Here is a 17,655-nt window from a genome sequence, read left to right as displayed (position 1 = left end):
CACCTTTATTGAATGCCAAGCCATTGTTGAAGCATTGGTTGTAATGCAGCTAAATCGAGAGGCTTACTTAAATAGTCGTTCATGCCTGCGGCTAGGCATTTTTCTTTATCGCCCTGCATGGCATTGGCTGTTAGCGCAATAATAGTAATATTTTCATTATCTTTACCTGCATCACCTTCTCTAATGGCTTTAGTGGCTTGGTAGCCATCCATTTCGGGCATTTGGCAATCCATTAAAACTAGCTTATATGGTTTACCTTGTTTTGCATTGAGCTTTACAATTGCCTCAAGTCCATTTTCGGCAATATCAAAAGTAACACCCGCCTGCTTTAATAGCGCAGAGGCAACCACTTGGTTTATTTTATTGTCTTCAACAAGCAATAGTTGTGGCTCTGATGAATCGAGTACTGGCGCTTTAGTTAGCTTGTTTTGAAGCTGTGCTTGTTGCTGCTGTTGTTCAATGTATTTATCGTTTGTGAGTGAGTCAAACAAATCAGACGGTGTGAGAGGTTTGAAAATCATACAGTCGACTTCCATACCTACTTTAGACTCCTCTGGTGAATAACTCATTGGCGCCATAATAACTAACTTGCAACTATGCATATTTATAAAGTTTTTGAGCGCGGTGATATGCGTTTGTGGGGCTTTTTCAAAAAAGTAGTAATCAACTAAAATAGCACCAGGGTGGGTGGTTACATTACTTAAGTAATCATCAACCTCAAGATAGTTATGTATACAATTAACTTTTGCACCCCAAACAGTGAGCTGCTTATTAGCGGTGTTAGCATTTAACGAGCACTCATCAATAATTAAAATATGTTTGTTTTTAATTAAATGACTCGGTAAATCTTGTTCTTTACTTAAGCGCGGTTGTATTTGTACTGTGAAAGAAAATGTACTTCCTTCACCTTGCATACTGTTTACACTCACTTCACCGTTCATCAGTTCGCACAATTGTTTTACTATGGCAAGACCAAGCCCTGTGCCCCCAAATTGGCGTGTTGTTGAAGCATCGGCTTGTGTGAATGAGTCAAATAACGACGCTTGTTTTTTAGGGTCAATACCAATACCAGTATCAATAATCGAACATTGTAGGAACGAGCCATCCGTTGTTTCATCCACTTTGGCGGTAATAACTACTTCACCATCAATAGTAAATTTAACGGCGTTGCCAATTAAGTTATTCAAAATTTGGCGCAAGCGGTTAGGGTCACTAATTATCTCGCTAACAGTTATTTGAGTAGCATCTAGAATAAGTTTTGTATTGTTTTGTTCTACCTTTAAAGCAAAGGATTCCACCACTTCGCCTAATAACCGAGGTAAATTAAATTGCACGTTTTCAATATCGAGCTTACCGGCTTCAATTTTAGAAAAGTCTAATATGTCATTAATTATATTAAGCAAAGATTGAGCTGATGATTGAGCAAGTTCAATATGATGTTTTTGCTGTAGGTCCAATTGAGTTTGCTTAATTATGTTAAGCATACCTAAAACACCGTTCATTGGGGTGCGAATTTCGTGGCTCATACTCGCTAAAAATTCACTTTTAGCTTCAACAGCTTGTTCGGCGGTTTCTTTGGCTGAAACTAGTTTTTGTTCGGTTTCAATTCGCTGTTGGCTTGAGTGCAAGCTGCCTATTAACGCAGCAACGGCAATTAAAAAGCTTTCTTCGTTTTTAGACCAGTAGCGTTTTGATTGGCATTGCTCTGCGCAAACGACTCCTATAGCGCCACTTCCTGCAGGGATTATTACGCACAGCATTGATTTAATCTCAAGAGTCATTAAATACTGTTCTTTAATTGGCTCGAGTATTGGGTGTTCTTGGGCGTCAGGCACATTAAATACAGGCTGGTGATCTATTGCATTAAAAAAGCCGGGAAGATTTTTTCTTAGCCAAATAGAGTCAATTTTATCACTAGACGAATGTTTACTATGTATGGCAAAAGGGCTTAGTTGGGATTTGTCTTCATTAAAAAACCAAATACTGGCACGTTTAATATCAAATGCTTGGCAGATTGCTTTAGTAATAATATCTTTTGATTGGCTCAGTTGCCCAGTTAATATTAATTTATTAACGGTAAGGGAAGCTAAAATTTCGTTGTGTAATGCTGTTTTATTATTTTCTAATTCAATCTTTTTACGGGTATCAATATTCTGTAATGAGCCAAAAATACGTGTGCATCGTCCATTTTTTCGTTCTGCTTCACCATGTACGAGTACCCAAACAGATTCACCTTCTTCATCCATTACTTCTAATTCAACTTCGTAGCTTTCACCATATTTTATAGCTCGTTCAATTAAAGGTTTAATTGTTTCTCTGCTAGTGCCTTTTTTAAAGTAATTTAAATCTTTAGGCCATTCTGGTTGGCTATTTAATGGGTATTTAAATAGTTTTTTGGTCATATCAGACCAATACACTTGTTTCGTTTCTAAATTAAATGACCATGCGCCTATTTGGGCTAGATCACTCATTGCCTCAAGCATTTTTTCATTTTGTTGCTGACGATTAAGCATTTTCAAAAAGAATAAAAAGGCCCAAATTAATAACCCGCAAATAATTATAATTGATAGCCTAAGTGGCCATACAGCTGAATTTGGTGGGCTCCAACCTATTTTAGGTGCTACGTAAAGTTGCCAATTGCCACCTTGAAAGCTTAACGTAAACTCAAGGGGGTCTTGCTCTATTATGTTTTGATTACCGTAAAAAAACTCCCCTTTACTGCCAAGTCCATGCCTGCCTTGTAAAGCGACGTTGTATTCTTTTTCTAGCTCATAAATACCTGAATTTTCATAGACTTTGTCAATGTTGAGAACAACTGAAAGTAATCCCCAAAAGCGATTATCTGGCGGTATGTAAACAGGAACTCGGGCTATAAGTGCTATGTCACCTTGGATTAATTTTAATGGGCCAGCCATTACAATGGTATTTGTATCGCGAGCTCTAATAGCATCAGCGCGTTGGTTTTTTTCTTCTAAAAAGTTTAAACCGAGTGCTTTTTCATTACCTTTTAAGGGGTAAGTCATGCGAATTACCATATCAGGAGCGCCACCAATATTGCGAAGCTCATTTGAGGTTTTAAATAGTGGTTGGGCAATTTGTTCAAATTGTGTTTGCTGTAAATCAGGCTGCGCCGCTACGGCAACACCTAGACCTCGAACTAGTTGGATATTAGAAACTAAAATAGATTCTAATTGAGCTCGATATGTACTTACTTCAGAAAGAATTTGTAGGCGATGAGCATCTTTAACACGATTGTAGTTAATACGATCAAGAACGATACCAACTAGTACAGTTAGCGTAAGCGATAACCAAAAGGTCAACTTAAAGTTATGAACGTTCGTTTTTTTATTGTTAGTAGATGGTGGCATTTGCTACATCGTGGCGTTAATTTAGGCAAATTAACTATAGCTAATTTATTACACAAATGAAAACGGCGCATTAACAAATGTGCCGTTTATTTTTTATAATTAGTGGTTTAGCGAGTTACGAGTCGCTAACTTCACGCGCCCAGTGATTTTGCTTTGCTACATGTAGCTTGCGGTAACCATCAAGTAGCGCCGCATGCTTTTTAAAGCCTTCAAGCGATAAACCAGGGAAAGTTAAACCGTTAAACTGCTTTTTACCTTCGGCAATTTCTATAGCCAGCGCTACATTATTAGCACCAAACATTAAGCCTAGTGCATCTTGGTAATCTGCGTATTCGCGCTCGTCATCGTATTTAATTTCAAGAACTGCTTTTAAACAGCGGAAGTGGCGCATTGCCTCTTCATTTACTTGGCCTGTATGAAGTATCCAGTCAACCCAATCAATGGCTTCTTCGCTGCCTGCAGCTAAACATAGGTGCGCTTTAAGCTCACCTATACGCAGTGTGTGCCATGGTGTGTCGGCATCGGTTGCAAGGCCAATAAATTCTGCGGCGCGGATAATATCGCTGTGGCCTGCTTCTTCAAGGCTGTCGTAAATTTCCATCCATTGCTCTGCATCGTACTGATCAAGCGATAGGAATACTTCGCGAAATTTTGCGCCTTCGTTGTTGTTACGCCAAATAAGCTCATCAACAGGGTAAATGTCAGACAAGCCAGGTACTAAAATACGACACGCGTATACGTTTAGGTGCGTGTAATCCATGATGTAGATATCATGATCCATGCTATGAATTAGATCAGTACAGAAGTTATATTCTTCTTCAGTTGTTCCGCTAAAGTCCCAGTGTACAAATTCAAAATCAGGTTTTGCACGGAAAAAATCATGCGAAATCAAACCGCTTGAATCAATAAAGTGCAGTTCAATGTTCTCTGGTGTTGCTACTTCATCGTTATCAAATGTTGCAGGTTGGAATACATCTAGCTGATCAAGACGACGACCTTGTAGTAATTCAGTCACGGTACGTTCAAGCGCAACTTCAAATGATGGGTGAGCACCAAAAGAAGCAAATACAGAGCCATCTGTTGGGTTAATAAGCGTTACGCTCATTACAGGGTATTTGCCCCCAAGTGATGCATCGGCAATACGTAAATGAAAGCCATGGCTGCGAAGTTCTTCACACGCTTCGTGAATTTTAGGGTATTGCTTAACAACATCTTCAGGCACGATTGGTAAACAAATACCTTCGGCTATGATGCGGTTTTTAATAGCGCGCTCAAATACTTCTGATAAACCTTGTACGCGAGCTTCAAATTTGGTGTTACCTGCGCTCATACCGTTAGATACAAAAATATTACCGATAACGTTTACCGGAATGTATACGTCTTGGTTATCGCGTTGGCGTGTGTATGGCAGGGTACAAATACCACGATCGATATTGCCAGAGTTAAAATCAAAAAGGTGTGATGCGTTTAGTTCGCGCTCAGGGTCAAAGTAATCCCATAAGCTTTCATCCATAATACCCTTTGGCACTTCATCGCCTTTAACTTTAAACCATTTTTCGCTTGGGTAATGAGTAAACTCGCCATTGGCAAATTCTTCACCTAGATAAAAGTCTGCAAAAAAGTAGTTACAGCTTAAACGTTCAAAGTATTCACCAAGTGCTGAAGCAATAGATGCTTTGTCGGTTGCGCCTTTACCATTGGTAAACATAACACCGCAGTCGCTGTCTTTTATATGAACCGAATAACAGTTAGCTACAGGGTTAAGCCAAAGCGCTTCTTCAACATTAATGTTTAGGGCTTTAAGCTTGTTTTGCATGGTAGAGATTGACGATTCTAGGTCGCGGTCTTTACCTTTGATAAATGTTTTTTCAGTCATATTGATCTCAACTAGTTCTGCACGATGTGTGGAGCTGACATTATCGTGGATTTTGATGTTTATTTCACCCTTTGCGAGCAAGAACATTATTATTTAATAAAACTGTGGTTATTATATGTGCTTAACGCTTGGTCAAAACGTGCAAAGGAAACGGTGATGTTTAAAGTAATCAAACGCTTGTTGTTATTAATTGTGATATTAGGGCTGGCAAGTACCGCTGTTGTTTATGGGGTACTTAGTTTAAGTTTACCCGCTCTTGATGGAAACGGACGCAGTAACGCGGTGGTAGAGCCTGTAAAAATTTCGCGCGATGCACTAGGGCAAGCAGTAATAAATGCAGACAGCCGAAACGACGCTGCCTATGGTTTAGGTTATGCGCATGGCCAAGACCGATTTTTTCAAATGGATTTACTCAGGCGTAATGCCGCAGGTGAGTTAAGTGAATTATTTGGCGAAGCAGCGTTGGGGCTCGATAAAAAAATGCGTTTTCATCAATTACGTAAACGCAGCCAAATTATTTTACAAACCCTGCCAGAGGCAGATAAGCAATTACTTAAAAGTTACGCTCAAGGTGTAAACGAAGGCTTAGCGCAAGTAGGGTATTCAAGCTTTGAATATTTACTAACAGGTGCAGCACAAAAGCCATGGCAAAGTGAAGACAGCCTACTGGTGATATTTAGCATGTACCTTGATTTACAAAGCGCCACATTTGAGCGCGACCAAGCACTTATTCAAATTGAGCAAGCGTATACAAAGCAAATGGTTGATTTTTTAACGCAACCAAGTAAGTACCAAGCCGCGCTTGATGGCAGCAAATTAGCGCCTTATAGCGACGGCATACCTACTTTCCCCAATCAAACAGAGCATATAGTTAAAAGTATTGAAGCTAACCAAGAGCGTGGCAGTAACAACTGGGCTGTTACAGGAGCGCTTACTAAAACAGGGGCTGGAATGGTGTCGGATGATATGCATTTATCGATGGCAGTACCTGTAATTTGGTACAGGGCACAATTAAATTACATGCACAGTGGTGAGCAGACTCAGGTAACCGGTGTATCGCTGCCCGGCGCACCAGCCATTGTTGTTGGCACTAACAACAATGTTGCATGGGGATTTACTAACGGTTATTTAGATACAGCCGATTGGATTGCATTAAACGATGATAGTAAAACATGGCAAGTAGATGAACCTATTGCATTACCCGATGGGGAGGTCGAAAACTACTCATTAATACTCAGTGAATATGGCCCTGTAAAATACATTAACGAAAAGCCTTACGCACTTAGCTGGACTGCACATCAATCTTATGCCGTTAATATGCAGCTAGTGAAGTTAGAACAAGCCAAAACAGTAGATGATGCACTTGCTGTAGCAAGCGATGTGGGTATTCCGGTGCAAAATTTAATGGTGGTAGATAGCCTTGGTAGCGCAGCGTGGAAAAACATGGGCGGTATACCGGCTCGTAAAACGCCAAGTGAGCTTAGCGTAAATGCCGATGACTACTCAGCACTTTGGCAGCAAAATGAATTACAACGCCCTTTCATTAAAAACCCGCAAAACGGTCGATTATGGACTGGTAATTCTCGCGCGGTATCGGCTGAAGATAACGCCCGCTTTGGTAATGGTGGCTATGCACTCGGCGCACGTTCGAGTCAAATTCGCGATAGATTATTTGAAAAACAAACATTTGCTGAGAGCGACTTTTACGCATTACAACTTGATAATCAAGCTCGCTTTTTAATGCCTTGGCATGCTCTACTATTAAAGCAATTAAAAGCCGATATAACTAAAAATCAGCAATATATAACAGCGCTTGAAAACTGGCAGCAATGTGCGTGTTCAACCTCCACAGGGTACACCTTGGTTAAGCGCTACCGCGATGCAGTGATTAATATTTTATTTAGCAGTATGGAAGATGAATTAAATAAACAACAAGGCACACTTAAATACGTAAAACGAGATTTAGAGCCCGCTGTTTGGCAGCTTATAAACAACAAGCCCGACACATGGATAAACCCACAATTTAAAAGCTGGGATGAGCAGTTACAAGGAGCATTTAGCCAAACTATTACTAAGCTTACAGAACAATTTGGTAATAACGTACAAAACTGGCAGTGGGGCAAGGTAAATGAGTTAGTGATAGAGCATCCGTTTGCAAAGCAAATGCCGTTACTTGCTAAGTTATTAAATATGCCCACAGCAGCAGGTTTTGGAGATAGTTATATGCCCGCCGTACAAGGGCGTAGTTTTGGCGCATCGCAGCGTTTTATTGCTCAACCTGGGCATTTAGAGCATGCAATTTTAGCTATTCCTGGTGGGCAATCGGGGCACCCTCTTTCTGAATTTTACAGAGCGGGGTTTAGTGATTACGTAGAGGGTAAACATACACCTTTATTGCCGCAAGAATTAATACATCAAATAGTAATAAAGCCGACACGATGAACTAAAGTATAGCTAAACACGTTCTATATAATTACCAATAAAACAACAGAGAACTAAAATGAAAAAAATACTACCCGCATTAATAACAGGTTTATTACTAAGCACTACAGCGCAAGCAGATGATGGCCCAGTAACAGCACAAAAGCTAAGTGAGCATGTATACGTACTATTTGGGCAAGGCGGTAATATTGCAGCAAGTGTAGGTGATGATGGGATTTATATTATTGATGATCAGTTTGCCAAGCTCTCAGATGATATTAAAAAAACCATTAGCGATTTAAAACCAGGCAGTGCAGAGTTTGTTATTAATACTCACCATCATGGCGATCATACCGGTGGCAACGAGAACTTTGCTAAAGCGGGTGCGCATGTTATAGCGCACGACAATGTACACAAACGTTTAGAAGAGCAGCACGGGGAAGGGTCAGACTTTTTACCGCGCATTAGTTTTGGTCATGACTTAAAACTACATTTTAATAACGAACACGCCCATGTAGTGCATTACGAACATGCACACACCGATGGCGATTCGGTTATCTTTTTTAGTAACGACAACATAGTGCACATGGGCGACATTTACTTTAATTTTGGCAGCTTACCGTTTGTTGATGTAGATAGCGGCGGCAGCGTTGATGGTATTTTAGCGGCAGTAAACGATGTAGTTAATCAAATTGACGACAACACTAAAGTAATACCAGGACATGGCAAGGTAAGTGACCGTTCAGGACTGATAGCGTATGGTAAGCTAGTTCAAAACGCGAAAGACGTAATGCTAAAAGCAATGCAAAATAATGCAAGCTTAGAGCAAGTACTTAAAGCCGATCCATTGGCTGAGCTGAATCTTGAATACGCAGGCTGGTTACCAAAAGAGAAAGTAACCACACTTTTTTATCGTAGCTTAAAGTAGTACGCGTAACGTAAAAAACATGATACAAAGCTGAGTGTACTTTAACGTACATTCGGCTTTTATTTTCTTATGCCCAAAGGAGTTGTGTATGTCGGCAGAAAAAACCCATCTTGAGATTTGTAACTTAACCAGAGAGCAATATCCGCAAATTAAAACCTTGATGGATCAAGCGTATCCCGACTTAGGCGGTGCGTGGCCAAGTCATACCATTTTTAGATTAATAGACCAATTTCCTGAAGGGCAAATAGGTATTGTGGATGACGGCGTGCTGGTGGGCTTAGCATTAAGCGTGCAGGTTGATTACACGCGTTTTTCAAACCCACATACATACGAAGATATTGCAGACGGTCACGACCGTGTATTTAGCGATACCGACGGCGATGCGCTATACGGCTTAGATGTTGCTATTAGCGAAAGTCACAGAGGCATGCGTTTAGGTCGTCGCCTTTATGATGCCCGTAAAGAATTGTGCCGCCAATATAACTTACGCGCTATTTTAGCAGGTGGGCGTATTCCGCGTTATTACAATCACAGTAGTGAAATGACGCCAATGGAATACATTGCAAAAGTAGATCAAAAAGAATTATACGATCCTATTTTAAGTTTTCAGTTATCTAACGATTTTCAGGTAAAACGCTTACTTAAAAAGTATTTACCGGAGGATCAAGAGTCTGTTGGTTACGCCACTTTACTTGAGTGGAATAACATCATGTATGAGCCAACCGACACGGTACTTGAGTCAACTAAATCAATCGTGCGAGTAGGTGCTGTGCAATGGCAAATGCGTTGTGTTGAATCGGTTGAAGAAATGCTAAAGCAGGTTGAATACTTTGTAGATACCGTATCTGACTACAAAAGTGACTTTATACTATTCCCTGAGTTTTTTAATGCGCCACTAATGGGGCTAGGAAATCAAAGTAATCAAACAGAAGCGATTCGCTATTTAGCGGAATATACCGAAACTTTTAAAAACGCGATGTCGCGTATGGCAATAGAATACAACGCTAATATTATTACCGGCTCTATGCCACTTGCCGAAGATGATAAAATTTATAACGTAAGTTACCTGTGCCATCGTAGCGGTAAAATAGACGAGCAACGTAAAATACACATAACCCCGCATGAGCAAAACGATTGGGTTATTCAAGGCGGCGATAAAATTGCCGTGTTTGATACCGATGCCGGTCGTGTAGGTATTCAAATTTGTTACGATGTAGAGTTTCCAGAGCTTTCACGCATATTGGCCAAACAAGGGTTAGATATTCTGTTTGTGCCATTTTGGACTGATACTAAAAACAGTTATTTACGTGTGCGCCACTGTGCACAAGCGCGTGCAATAGAAAACGAATGTTATGTGGTTATTGCAGGTTCGGTGGGTAATTTACCAGAGGTAGAAAGTCTTGATGTGCAGTACTCACAATCGGCGGTATTAACGCCATCGGACTTTTCGTTCCCGCACGATGCAACACTTAACGAAGCCACACCAAACACCGAAATGCTGTTATTTAGTGACCTTGATATGGATAAGCTTAAAATACTTCACAGCGAAGGCACAGTGCGTAACTTAAAAGATCGCCGCGAAGATTTATACGAAGTGATTGTTAAAAAGAGAGACGTTTAATGGCGTGGGTGTACTTAATTATTGCTGGGTTACTTGAAATTGGCTGGCCGATTGGCTTAAAAATTTCGCAAAACGCTGATACACGCTGGCAAGGCATAGCAATAGCGGTGGTATTTTTAGTCGCTAGTGGTTTTATGCTGTGGCTTGCACAAAGGCAAATATCAATGGGTACCTCATACGCCGTATGGACAGGTATTGGCGCCGCCGGTACGTTTTTAGTGGGTATATTGTTTTATAACGATGCAGCTACATTTGGTCGTATTGCAGGAGTATTAATGATTATTAGTGGCGTGATAACACTAAAAATCAGCTCTTAGAACCAGTTCTTAAAGCTATAAAAATTATAACAGCGCAGGTATAAAAGCCTGCGCTTTTTTATGCCCTTAATTCGGCAACATAACCAAAACAGCAGCAATGGCTATGAGTATTAAGCCTGCAGTATCTTGTTTCTTAAGTGGCTGCTTTAACCAAAGAACGGCAATTAGCATGGTAAAAAAAACTTCAACCTGTCCAAGTGTTTTAACGTAAGCAACGTGCTGTAAGCTCATTGCACTAAACCAGCCAATAGAACCGACACAACTAAAAACACTAATTGCGGCTGTAGTACCTTTGTATTGCCACAGTTTACTAAGTGTTTGCGGCTCTTTTAATAATAAATAGCCCAGTAGTATTAGTGTTTGTAAGCTAATTACAAACAGCAAAACCCAAGCTGCTGAGTGAGGAAATAATAATCCTGAATTTAAGCTCGCTTCTCGTACCCACAGCGATGTAAGTGCAAAGCAAGTACCACAAGCCAGTCCTAGTAATGCTGTTTTAGCATTAAAGTGTTTAACGCTTGTTATGCCACTGAGTAGCAATACGGCGATAGCGCCAAAAAACACACCAAGCCAACCGAGTAAAGAAAGTGCCGAGCCAAAAAATAATACACCTAAAATGGCAGCTACTAATGCCTCGCTTTTGGCAAGACCAGCACCTACAGCGTAATTATTCATTTTAAATAACTTAACCATTAAACCAGTGGCAAGTATTTGCATCACACTTGCGCCTACAATAAATCCCCAAAAGGCATTATTAAACGTAGGCATGGCTGTATCTTGATATTGATACAAACCATATAAATACACGGCAGCAATAGGGCCTGCAATAATAAAGCGGGAGAGAGTTACGCCAGCCACACTCACATCGTTGCTTAATTTACTTTGCAGGGCATTACGCCATGCTTGCATGAAGGCGGCTAAAAAAGTGAAAAATATCCAGGTCATGGTCGTCATCGTTAAAATGTAAGGCAGTAAAGTTAACAAGCTTTGTGAATTAAAGCGATGCATTAACTATGATGTTGAATATTCATCATCTGCGACATTATGTCGCATGGGTTTGAGGATAAATTTAGCTATAGTAGGTCTGATGTTATTGTTAGCCGCCAGCGTTTGTCATAAAACGTATCTGGCGGCTTTTTTATTACGCTTATGCTAAATTATCCGAAACATCAAAAGGATAAATTATGACAACATTAGTTGTATGTGCATTACTTGCGGTATTAATGCCTTACTTTGCAAAAGTGCCGGTTGCTATAGCAATGGCAAAATTAGGTCGATACGACAATAAACACCCAAGGGCGCAACAAACAAAATTAACCGGCTTTGGTGCACGGGCGCTCGCTGCTCATCAAAACTGTTTTGAATCGCTTGCTGTTTTTGCTGTCGCTATTGCAGTTGTACTGGGCACTAACTCTGTAGGTGCAGTGACCGAAACGCTAGCGGTTACGCATATTGTGTCGCGTATTTTGTATTGCGTATTTTACTATATGAACCTAGATATAATTCGCTCATTAGTGTGGTTTATTGGTTTGGGTACAGCCATTGCCATGATTGTGGTGAGTTTGTAGGTTTATATTTTAAAACCACAAAGCAAGCAGCCTAAAAGGGCGCTTGCTTTGTAGTCTTGAACAACTCGTGGCGTTAATGCGACACTTTAATACGCTCAATTGAATCGGTAGGCGCCACTTCACTATTAATCGCAAAATCTAGTTGCACAAGTACATCTTCAAAACCTGAATCTGATGCTTTATATTTCCATTTTGCTAGCGCCTCTTTCGCTGATTTATCAAAAATATCTTTAGGTTTAGATTGAATAACACTAATGTTTTTTGTTTTACCGTTTGCTGCAATATCGTATTTTAATACAACAGAGCCGCTGATCCCTTGTTGAGCTGCTTGTATTGGGTAAGCAGGTTCAATGCGTATTGTTGGTGAAATGTGATCCTCTTTAGTCATTGCTTCTGGTTGCTTTGCAATCGCTAATCCGCTTAGCATACTTGCTGCTACAAGCAATAAGCCACCTTTAGCAAACTTTGAACGCTCCCCGCTGTGTTTTATATTAGTTAGTCGTTGTAACATGGTTTTTTTATCTCCGTAGTGTGAATAAGCCATAAGTCCTGTGGGCGCATTTGCCGCGCAGTTTATTAAGGCTTTGCTATATAAAATATGTTGTTGTGTGGTTTTATTGGCAAGTACCCGTTCATCACAAGTCAGCTCTTGTAGTCGGCGCATGCTTGCGTAACAAAACCAAGCTAGTGGGTTAAACCAAAGTAAAATAGTAGGTAGTAATATAAGTGCGTTTGTTAGGTTGTCTTTGCGTTTAATGTGTACGTTTTCGTGCTCTAAAATAAGCGCTAATGTGGCTTTATCAAACTGGGTATTGTAGTTACTCGGTAACACCAGCTTGCTGTTTAAAATACCGACCACCATTGGCGTGGCTACATGTTGGCTGGTATAAGTTTTAACATCAGCGGTAAGAGTGCCTTCAAATTGTGTTAACTCAGTTAACTGCAGGCTTTTAACAAAACGGGTATGTGTAATAAAACTAGCTATTAATAACCCTGCGGTAATAAGTACATACATGAGCGCCCAGCTAATACCCATTTCATGTGTAAAAGGCTGGTTAGGGGTGATTAAGTAACGGCTAATATTGCTATTTTGCAGTGGTTTAATCGCATTTGGTAAATTAGCAATCACCAATGCCGCAGGTAATAGCCATGCTAATTTATATACAAACCGCGAGCCAAGGGCTTTTAAACCAAATCGCTCGAGTAAAATAAAACCACAAAACAAAATGCTTAATAGTAATTGCTGCTCAATTAACCAATTAAAACCAGTTTGAATAACCATGTTAATCCCTTACTTTTGGTTTTTTTCCCAGTCATCTATAACTTTTTTAAGCTCGTTTATATCTTGCTGAGAAAGCTGCTCCGATTTAGCAAAGCCACTTACAAGTGGCGCAATACGCCCACTAAAAAATCGCTCAATAAAGTTTTGGCTTTCTTTTAAGGTGTAGTCGTCGCGCTCCATACAGGGAGTATAAATATATTGGCGACCTTCTTTTTCAAATGTAAGTGCGCCTTTTTTTACTAGTCGACCTAGCAGGGTTTTAATGGTTTTTTCGTGCCATTGCTTATCGTCGCTTAAGCGCTCAATTATTTGGCTCGCGGTGGCGGGGTAGTTAATCCAAAGTGCGTCGAGCACGTCAAACTCTGCTTTTGATAATTCAATCATTTTATCGCCTACAAGTGTAATCTTTAATTTAAGACTACACCTGTAATCTATTTTTGCAAGTTTATTTTTAACTTTTTGAGATGTAGTTAAGTGACTTGGTATTAGATTTTTGAAATATCGTTTTTATTAATTTGTATATATTGGTTTTCAGGTAGGTTTAGCTTTGAAAGGGTGAGGTCACTAAATTGCACTCTAAATAAGTCAATTACTTTGTATCCGCAGTAATGTGCCATTTTACGTATTTGTCTGTTTAGCCCTTGTTTTAAAACAATACTAAACTGATTACTGGCTATTTTATTTACCTCACAAGGCAGGGTTATGTGTTTATCAACGGGTACGCCTGCAGCCATTTTTTTACAAAAAGCATCGTCTAAAGGCTTATTTACGGTGACTAAATAATGTTTAGGCTGGTGGAAGTCAGGATGTATTAGTTGATTACAAAAACCCCCATCGTTGGTCAAAATAAGCAAACCACGAGAGTCTTTATCTAATCGACCAATAGGGTAAACACGGGTAAGTGTAGGCAAATGGTGAATAAGGCTGGCAGGGTCATCAATATTTAATTTACAGTCAATACCTACTGGTTTGTGGTACGCAAAATAAACTAAATCGGCAGCTCCTTTAATTTCTTTTTCGTTCACTATTATTGTGTCTTGCTCGTCAACGTGATCTATATGATTTGCTGGGCGATTATTTACAGTCACCACACCTTCATCAATTAAGCGCGATGCCTGTTTACGAGAACAAATACCTGCATGGGCAATATATTTAGCGAGTCGGATTTTTGTGCTCATAACGTGTGACGCCAGCGGCTAATAAAAATTTGATCGTGATTATAGCAAAGCTGCGTATCGATAATGTTAAATAACCAGAACTCAGGTTAAATATAAAAAGGTAGCCAAGATGGGTATTAAATTTTCACAGTTAAAAAAGCACGAACCGCTACAAAAAGTCATTGTTCACTCGTTAGATATGGCGCTTTATCAGGTATCGGTAATGATTAATAACGTTGAATATTATGTAACAGAAGACAGCGGTGAGTTTTTAAGAGGGCTCAGCCCACTGCATGTACAAAAACGTTTTGAAAAAATAGCGTACGCACAGATGATGTTAAGGCAAACAAGCGCTTACGACGAAATGTGCGGCCAGCCGGATAAAACCAGCAGCAATCTGCTTGAAGTACCTTATGGTAAAAATAATCTGTATTGATGGTATGAGTTTGCTAATATTCGCTTTTTAAGAAGCGCAATATGTACCAATTACAAGCAGATCACTCCGACGCATTAAGCTCTATACTACGTAGTAAAATAGTTGAATTTAACGCCGAGCATTTTGATGCGCAAAGGCTGCCATTAGGTTATAAATTTACTGATGAGCAGGGCGAGCTTGTTGCCGGTATTAGTGGGAGTGTGTTTGGAAATTGGCTGATGATTAGTTGGCTTTGGTGTAGCGATAGTGCGCGAGGTAAAGGGCTTGCAGATAAATTGCTAACGGCACTTGAACAAGCTGCTATTGAGCTAGGTGCTACAACTGCTCAGCTTGATACACTTGATTTTCAAGCAAAACCTTTTTATGAAAAGCGCGGTTATAGTGTTAAGTATCAACTTAATAATTACCCACGCTCAGGTACGCGTTACTTTATGGAAAAGCCACTTTAGTTTTTGCTGGCTATTTTGCCTTTAGTGGCTCGCCTTCAAAGGTAATACCTAAAAAAGGTGTTGTCTCTGGTGCTAACATAAACGTGCGAATGTTCATATGATCATCCCCTTTAGGGTTTTGCAGCACGTCTTCTCGGTAAAACTTACCAAAACAATCCAACGTATTTTGTTTACTTAAATCGTTTAACTTAGCAAATGCAAAAATTTTACACGAGCCGTTGTTCTCACTCGCAGCGCTAAGTAATCCATGGTTATTAAAGCCACATGCAGTAAAGTCGTAATTTGCTTCTATCACGGCCATTGTATCGGTAAATTGAATGCTTTTTGGGTTTTCAGCAAGTGCTTTTAAATAGTTATTTAGTGTCATGTGTTACCTTTGGATTTTTAATTATTTAGCGCTCAACTCTAGCTCATCTGTTTGCTGATTTATATTGAATTTAAATCGCGATAAAAAATTCATTCCTAGCAAACCTTGCCCACGGGTGTTTTCAATGCTTAGCACTTCAAAACCATAAATAATTTGCGAGCCCACTTTAAACGATTCAATTTGATAACGCTTTACAACAATTTGACCATTAGCTGTGTTGACCGTTACATCGCCTAAATACAAAGGTCGTGGCGAAATTTGCTCAATAATATTTGTAGGTAGCGAGGTTACGCTTGCGCCTGTATCAATCATTAGTTCGGTCGATAGGTTGTTATTTATTTCGGTGTTTATTAAGTAATGCGCGCCGTAAGGCGTTAAAGCAACAAAGTCGTCTTGCGATTGTGCTTTATTGATCATCGCTTGCAGTGTTTGCACTTGGCTTTTTAGATTGTGCTGGTTTGGCATTCGATCAAGGGTTGCTTGTGCGCTAATTAAATCGCCTTGCTGATAGTAGGCATACGCAAGCGGATATAAAAACTGCGCGTTATCGCTTTTATAATCAAGCCAAATTTGTGTTTGCTCAATAATAGCTTGCCAATTTTGTTGCTCAGTTAATGTGTGTAATTCGTTTTGAGTGAGCGTATTTAAACGTGTATTTACATTACTTTGCTGATCAGCAGGCAGTAATGAATTAAGCTCAAATAAAGCAATAATGGCGTTTTGTGTTTGCTCGCTATTTATTAAATACTCAACCTGTAAATTAAGTAACTCTACGTTATAAGGGCTGTTATTTAATAGCGCATTGAGAAATGACTCGCTGAGTAATAAATTGCTATTTAGCCATGTTTTAAGCTGCACTAGCCACGATGAATAAAGGTTTTTTGCGATTACTGGATTGCTGTTTTTAAGTTGTTGATAGCTACTAAGTGCGGCTTCAAATTGGTGTTGTTTAAACTGCTGCTTTGCCGTGTTTAGTAACGTATTTTGTTGTTTAGGCGATATGCTTTTTTCAGCACCTTGCGTTTTTTGTACTTTGATTGGCGCGGGCTGCGGCCACAATAAATAAGCGTTAAGGCTAAGTGAGCCAATTAATAGCAAGGTAATTAGCTTGGTATAGTGGCTCATTGTGACCTCTTATTTAATGCAATTGGTATTATTTAATAAAGTGCGTTAAGGCATGAATATTGGCTATTTCAATATCAGCTAGCCCTTTATAAGCATAATTGGCGTCTTGATCGTTTAACCATACCGATTGGCAACCGGCATTATTTGCGCCTTGTACGTCGGTATCTAGGCTATCGCCAATGTGTAAAATTTCACTTTTAGCAACGTTTAAGTGTTCGGCGGCTTTATCAAATAAGGTGCTGTGAGGTTTTGCTTTACCGTGCATACCGGCTTGTAACACGAGTTCAAATTTATTGTGTAAGTTAAAGCGTTCAATTTCAACATTACCATTAGTTATAGCAACCAGCGTAAAGTGCTGGGCTAAGTTATCTAGCAGCTTTAGTACGTCGTCGGTTACCACTATTTTACTGCGCGCATCGGCAAAGGCGTTGTAGGCAGCATCGGCATGATGCTCTACCTCTTGCTCATTCAAATCTAGTTTAGAAAGGGCTAAGCGCAATGTATGTTGGCGCCATTTAGTGACGTTATCAGCAAGTTCAGGTAACTGTAATACGGCTTCATTGCGGCATTGTTGCCAGTATTTTGGGCCTTGGGCTAAGTAGCTAGGGAGCGCGTTTAAATAATCTTGCTGCGCTTTAACCGCTGCTTTTATAATGGGGTGATTGTTGTAAAGAGTGTCGTCTAAATCAAAGCTCATGACAGAAAATGGCTTAATAGCACGATTAAATCGGATCATTTTT

16 protein-coding genes are annotated in these 17,655 nt (G+C 39.8%); 7 read left to right on the top strand and 9 right to left on the bottom strand.

Going from position 1 to position 17,655, the window contains the following annotated elements; translation table 11 throughout:
* Window positions 1-5: 5 nt before the first annotated feature.
* Both QT16_RS05540 and ycaO read right to left on the bottom strand, forming a co-directional pair.
* Window positions 6-3,368, bottom strand: coding sequence for an ATP-binding protein (locus QT16_RS05540; protein ID WP_039486912.1), 3,363 nt, complete (start codon window positions 3,366-3,368; stop codon window positions 6-8).
* Window positions 3,369-3,483: 115 nt separating this feature from the next.
* The gene (gene ycaO, locus QT16_RS05535) at window positions 3,484-5,244 is read right to left on the bottom strand and encodes a 30S ribosomal protein S12 methylthiotransferase accessory factor YcaO (RefSeq protein ID WP_039486910.1); all 1,761 of its coding nucleotides are present in this window, start codon (window positions 5,242-5,244) and stop codon (window positions 3,484-3,486) included.
* 156 nt (window positions 5,245-5,400) lie between these two features.
* On the opposite strand from ycaO, the gene QT16_RS05530 reads away from it, so the two are divergent.
* From QT16_RS05530 to QT16_RS05515, 4 genes are all read left to right on the top strand, one after another.
* The gene (locus QT16_RS05530; protein ID WP_039487029.1) at window positions 5,401-7,686 is read left to right on the top strand and encodes a penicillin acylase family protein; all 2,286 of its coding nucleotides are present in this window, start codon (window positions 5,401-5,403) and stop codon (window positions 7,684-7,686) included.
* A gap of 58 nt (window positions 7,687-7,744) precedes the next feature.
* On the top strand, window positions 7,745-8,593 hold the full coding sequence (locus QT16_RS05525; protein WP_039486908.1) for an MBL fold metallo-hydrolase: 849 nt from the start codon (window positions 7,745-7,747) through the stop codon (window positions 8,591-8,593).
* Between the two features lie 88 nt (window positions 8,594-8,681).
* A complete protein-coding gene (locus QT16_RS05520; protein ID WP_024595458.1) occupies window positions 8,682-10,214 on the top strand; it encodes a bifunctional GNAT family N-acetyltransferase/carbon-nitrogen hydrolase family protein in 1,533 nt (510 codons plus the stop codon).
* Window positions 10,214-10,531, top strand: a complete 318-nt coding sequence (locus QT16_RS05515; RefSeq protein WP_002962354.1) for a DMT family transporter — start codon at window positions 10,214-10,216, stop codon at window positions 10,529-10,531. Before QT16_RS05520 ends, QT16_RS05515 begins: the two co-directional genes overlap by 1 nt.
* Window positions 10,532-10,597: 66 nt before the next feature.
* On the opposite strand, the gene QT16_RS05510 is transcribed toward QT16_RS05515, so the two are convergent.
* Window positions 10,598-11,476 (bottom strand): EamA family transporter, encoded by an 879-nt coding sequence (locus QT16_RS05510; protein ID WP_173400220.1) that lies wholly within the window; start codon window positions 11,474-11,476, stop codon window positions 10,598-10,600.
* 239 nt (window positions 11,477-11,715) lie between these two features.
* Here QT16_RS05510 and QT16_RS05505 point away from each other — a divergent pair, with 239 nt between their 5' ends.
* Window positions 11,716-12,099, top strand: a complete 384-nt coding sequence (locus QT16_RS05505) for an MAPEG family protein (protein ID WP_024605945.1) — start codon at window positions 11,716-11,718, stop codon at window positions 12,097-12,099.
* Window positions 12,100-12,172: 73 nt separating this feature from the next.
* Here the strand turns inward: QT16_RS05505 and QT16_RS05500 are convergent, their stop codons facing one another.
* From QT16_RS05500 to QT16_RS05490, 3 genes are all read right to left on the bottom strand, one after another.
* Complete coding sequence (locus QT16_RS05500; protein WP_039486903.1) at window positions 12,173-13,381, bottom strand: M56 family metallopeptidase; 1,209 nt, start codon at window positions 13,379-13,381, stop codon at window positions 12,173-12,175.
* Window positions 13,382-13,390: 9 nt separating this feature from the next.
* Window positions 13,391-13,765 (bottom strand): BlaI/MecI/CopY family transcriptional regulator, encoded by a 375-nt coding sequence (locus tag QT16_RS05495; RefSeq protein ID WP_039486901.1) that lies wholly within the window; start codon window positions 13,763-13,765, stop codon window positions 13,391-13,393.
* A gap of 101 nt (window positions 13,766-13,866) precedes the next feature.
* Complete coding sequence (locus QT16_RS05490; RefSeq protein WP_039486899.1) at window positions 13,867-14,559, bottom strand: pseudouridine synthase; 693 nt, start codon at window positions 14,557-14,559, stop codon at window positions 13,867-13,869.
* Window positions 14,560-14,668: 109 nt separating this feature from the next.
* Between QT16_RS05490 and QT16_RS05485 the strand changes: the two genes are divergently transcribed.
* Window positions 14,669-14,974 carry a DUF6482 family protein gene (locus QT16_RS05485; RefSeq protein WP_039486897.1) on the top strand — a complete coding sequence of 102 codons (306 nt, stop codon included), beginning with the start codon at window positions 14,669-14,671 and terminating at the stop codon, window positions 14,972-14,974.
* 41 nt (window positions 14,975-15,015) lie between these two features.
* The gene (locus QT16_RS05480; protein WP_039486895.1) at window positions 15,016-15,423 is read left to right on the top strand and encodes a GNAT family N-acetyltransferase; all 408 of its coding nucleotides are present in this window, start codon (window positions 15,016-15,018) and stop codon (window positions 15,421-15,423) included.
* Between the two features lie 10 nt (window positions 15,424-15,433).
* Here QT16_RS05480 and QT16_RS05475 read toward each other — a convergent pair whose 3' ends face one another.
* Genes QT16_RS05475 through QT16_RS05465 form a run of 3 tightly spaced genes read right to left on the bottom strand, consistent with a single transcriptional unit; the run spans window position 15,434 to window position 17,651 of the window.
* The gene (locus QT16_RS05475; RefSeq protein WP_039486892.1) at window positions 15,434-15,790 is read right to left on the bottom strand and encodes a HopJ type III effector protein; all 357 of its coding nucleotides are present in this window, start codon (window positions 15,788-15,790) and stop codon (window positions 15,434-15,436) included.
* A gap of 21 nt (window positions 15,791-15,811) precedes the next feature.
* Window positions 15,812-16,915: a retroviral-like aspartic protease family protein gene (locus QT16_RS05470; protein WP_039486890.1), complete on the bottom strand. Its 1,104-nt coding sequence runs from the start codon at window positions 16,913-16,915 to the stop codon at window positions 15,812-15,814.
* A gap of 28 nt (window positions 16,916-16,943) precedes the next feature.
* Complete coding sequence (locus tag QT16_RS05465) at window positions 16,944-17,651, bottom strand: HAD-IA family hydrolase (RefSeq protein WP_039486888.1); 708 nt, start codon at window positions 17,649-17,651, stop codon at window positions 16,944-16,946.
* Between the last annotated feature and the right edge of the window lie 4 nt (window positions 17,652-17,655).

Source organism: Pseudoalteromonas distincta (genome assembly GCF_000814675.1).
Classification (GTDB): Bacteria; Pseudomonadota; Gammaproteobacteria; order Enterobacterales; family Alteromonadaceae; genus Pseudoalteromonas; species Pseudoalteromonas distincta.
This window is presented reverse-complemented; position numbering and strand designations above follow the sequence as displayed.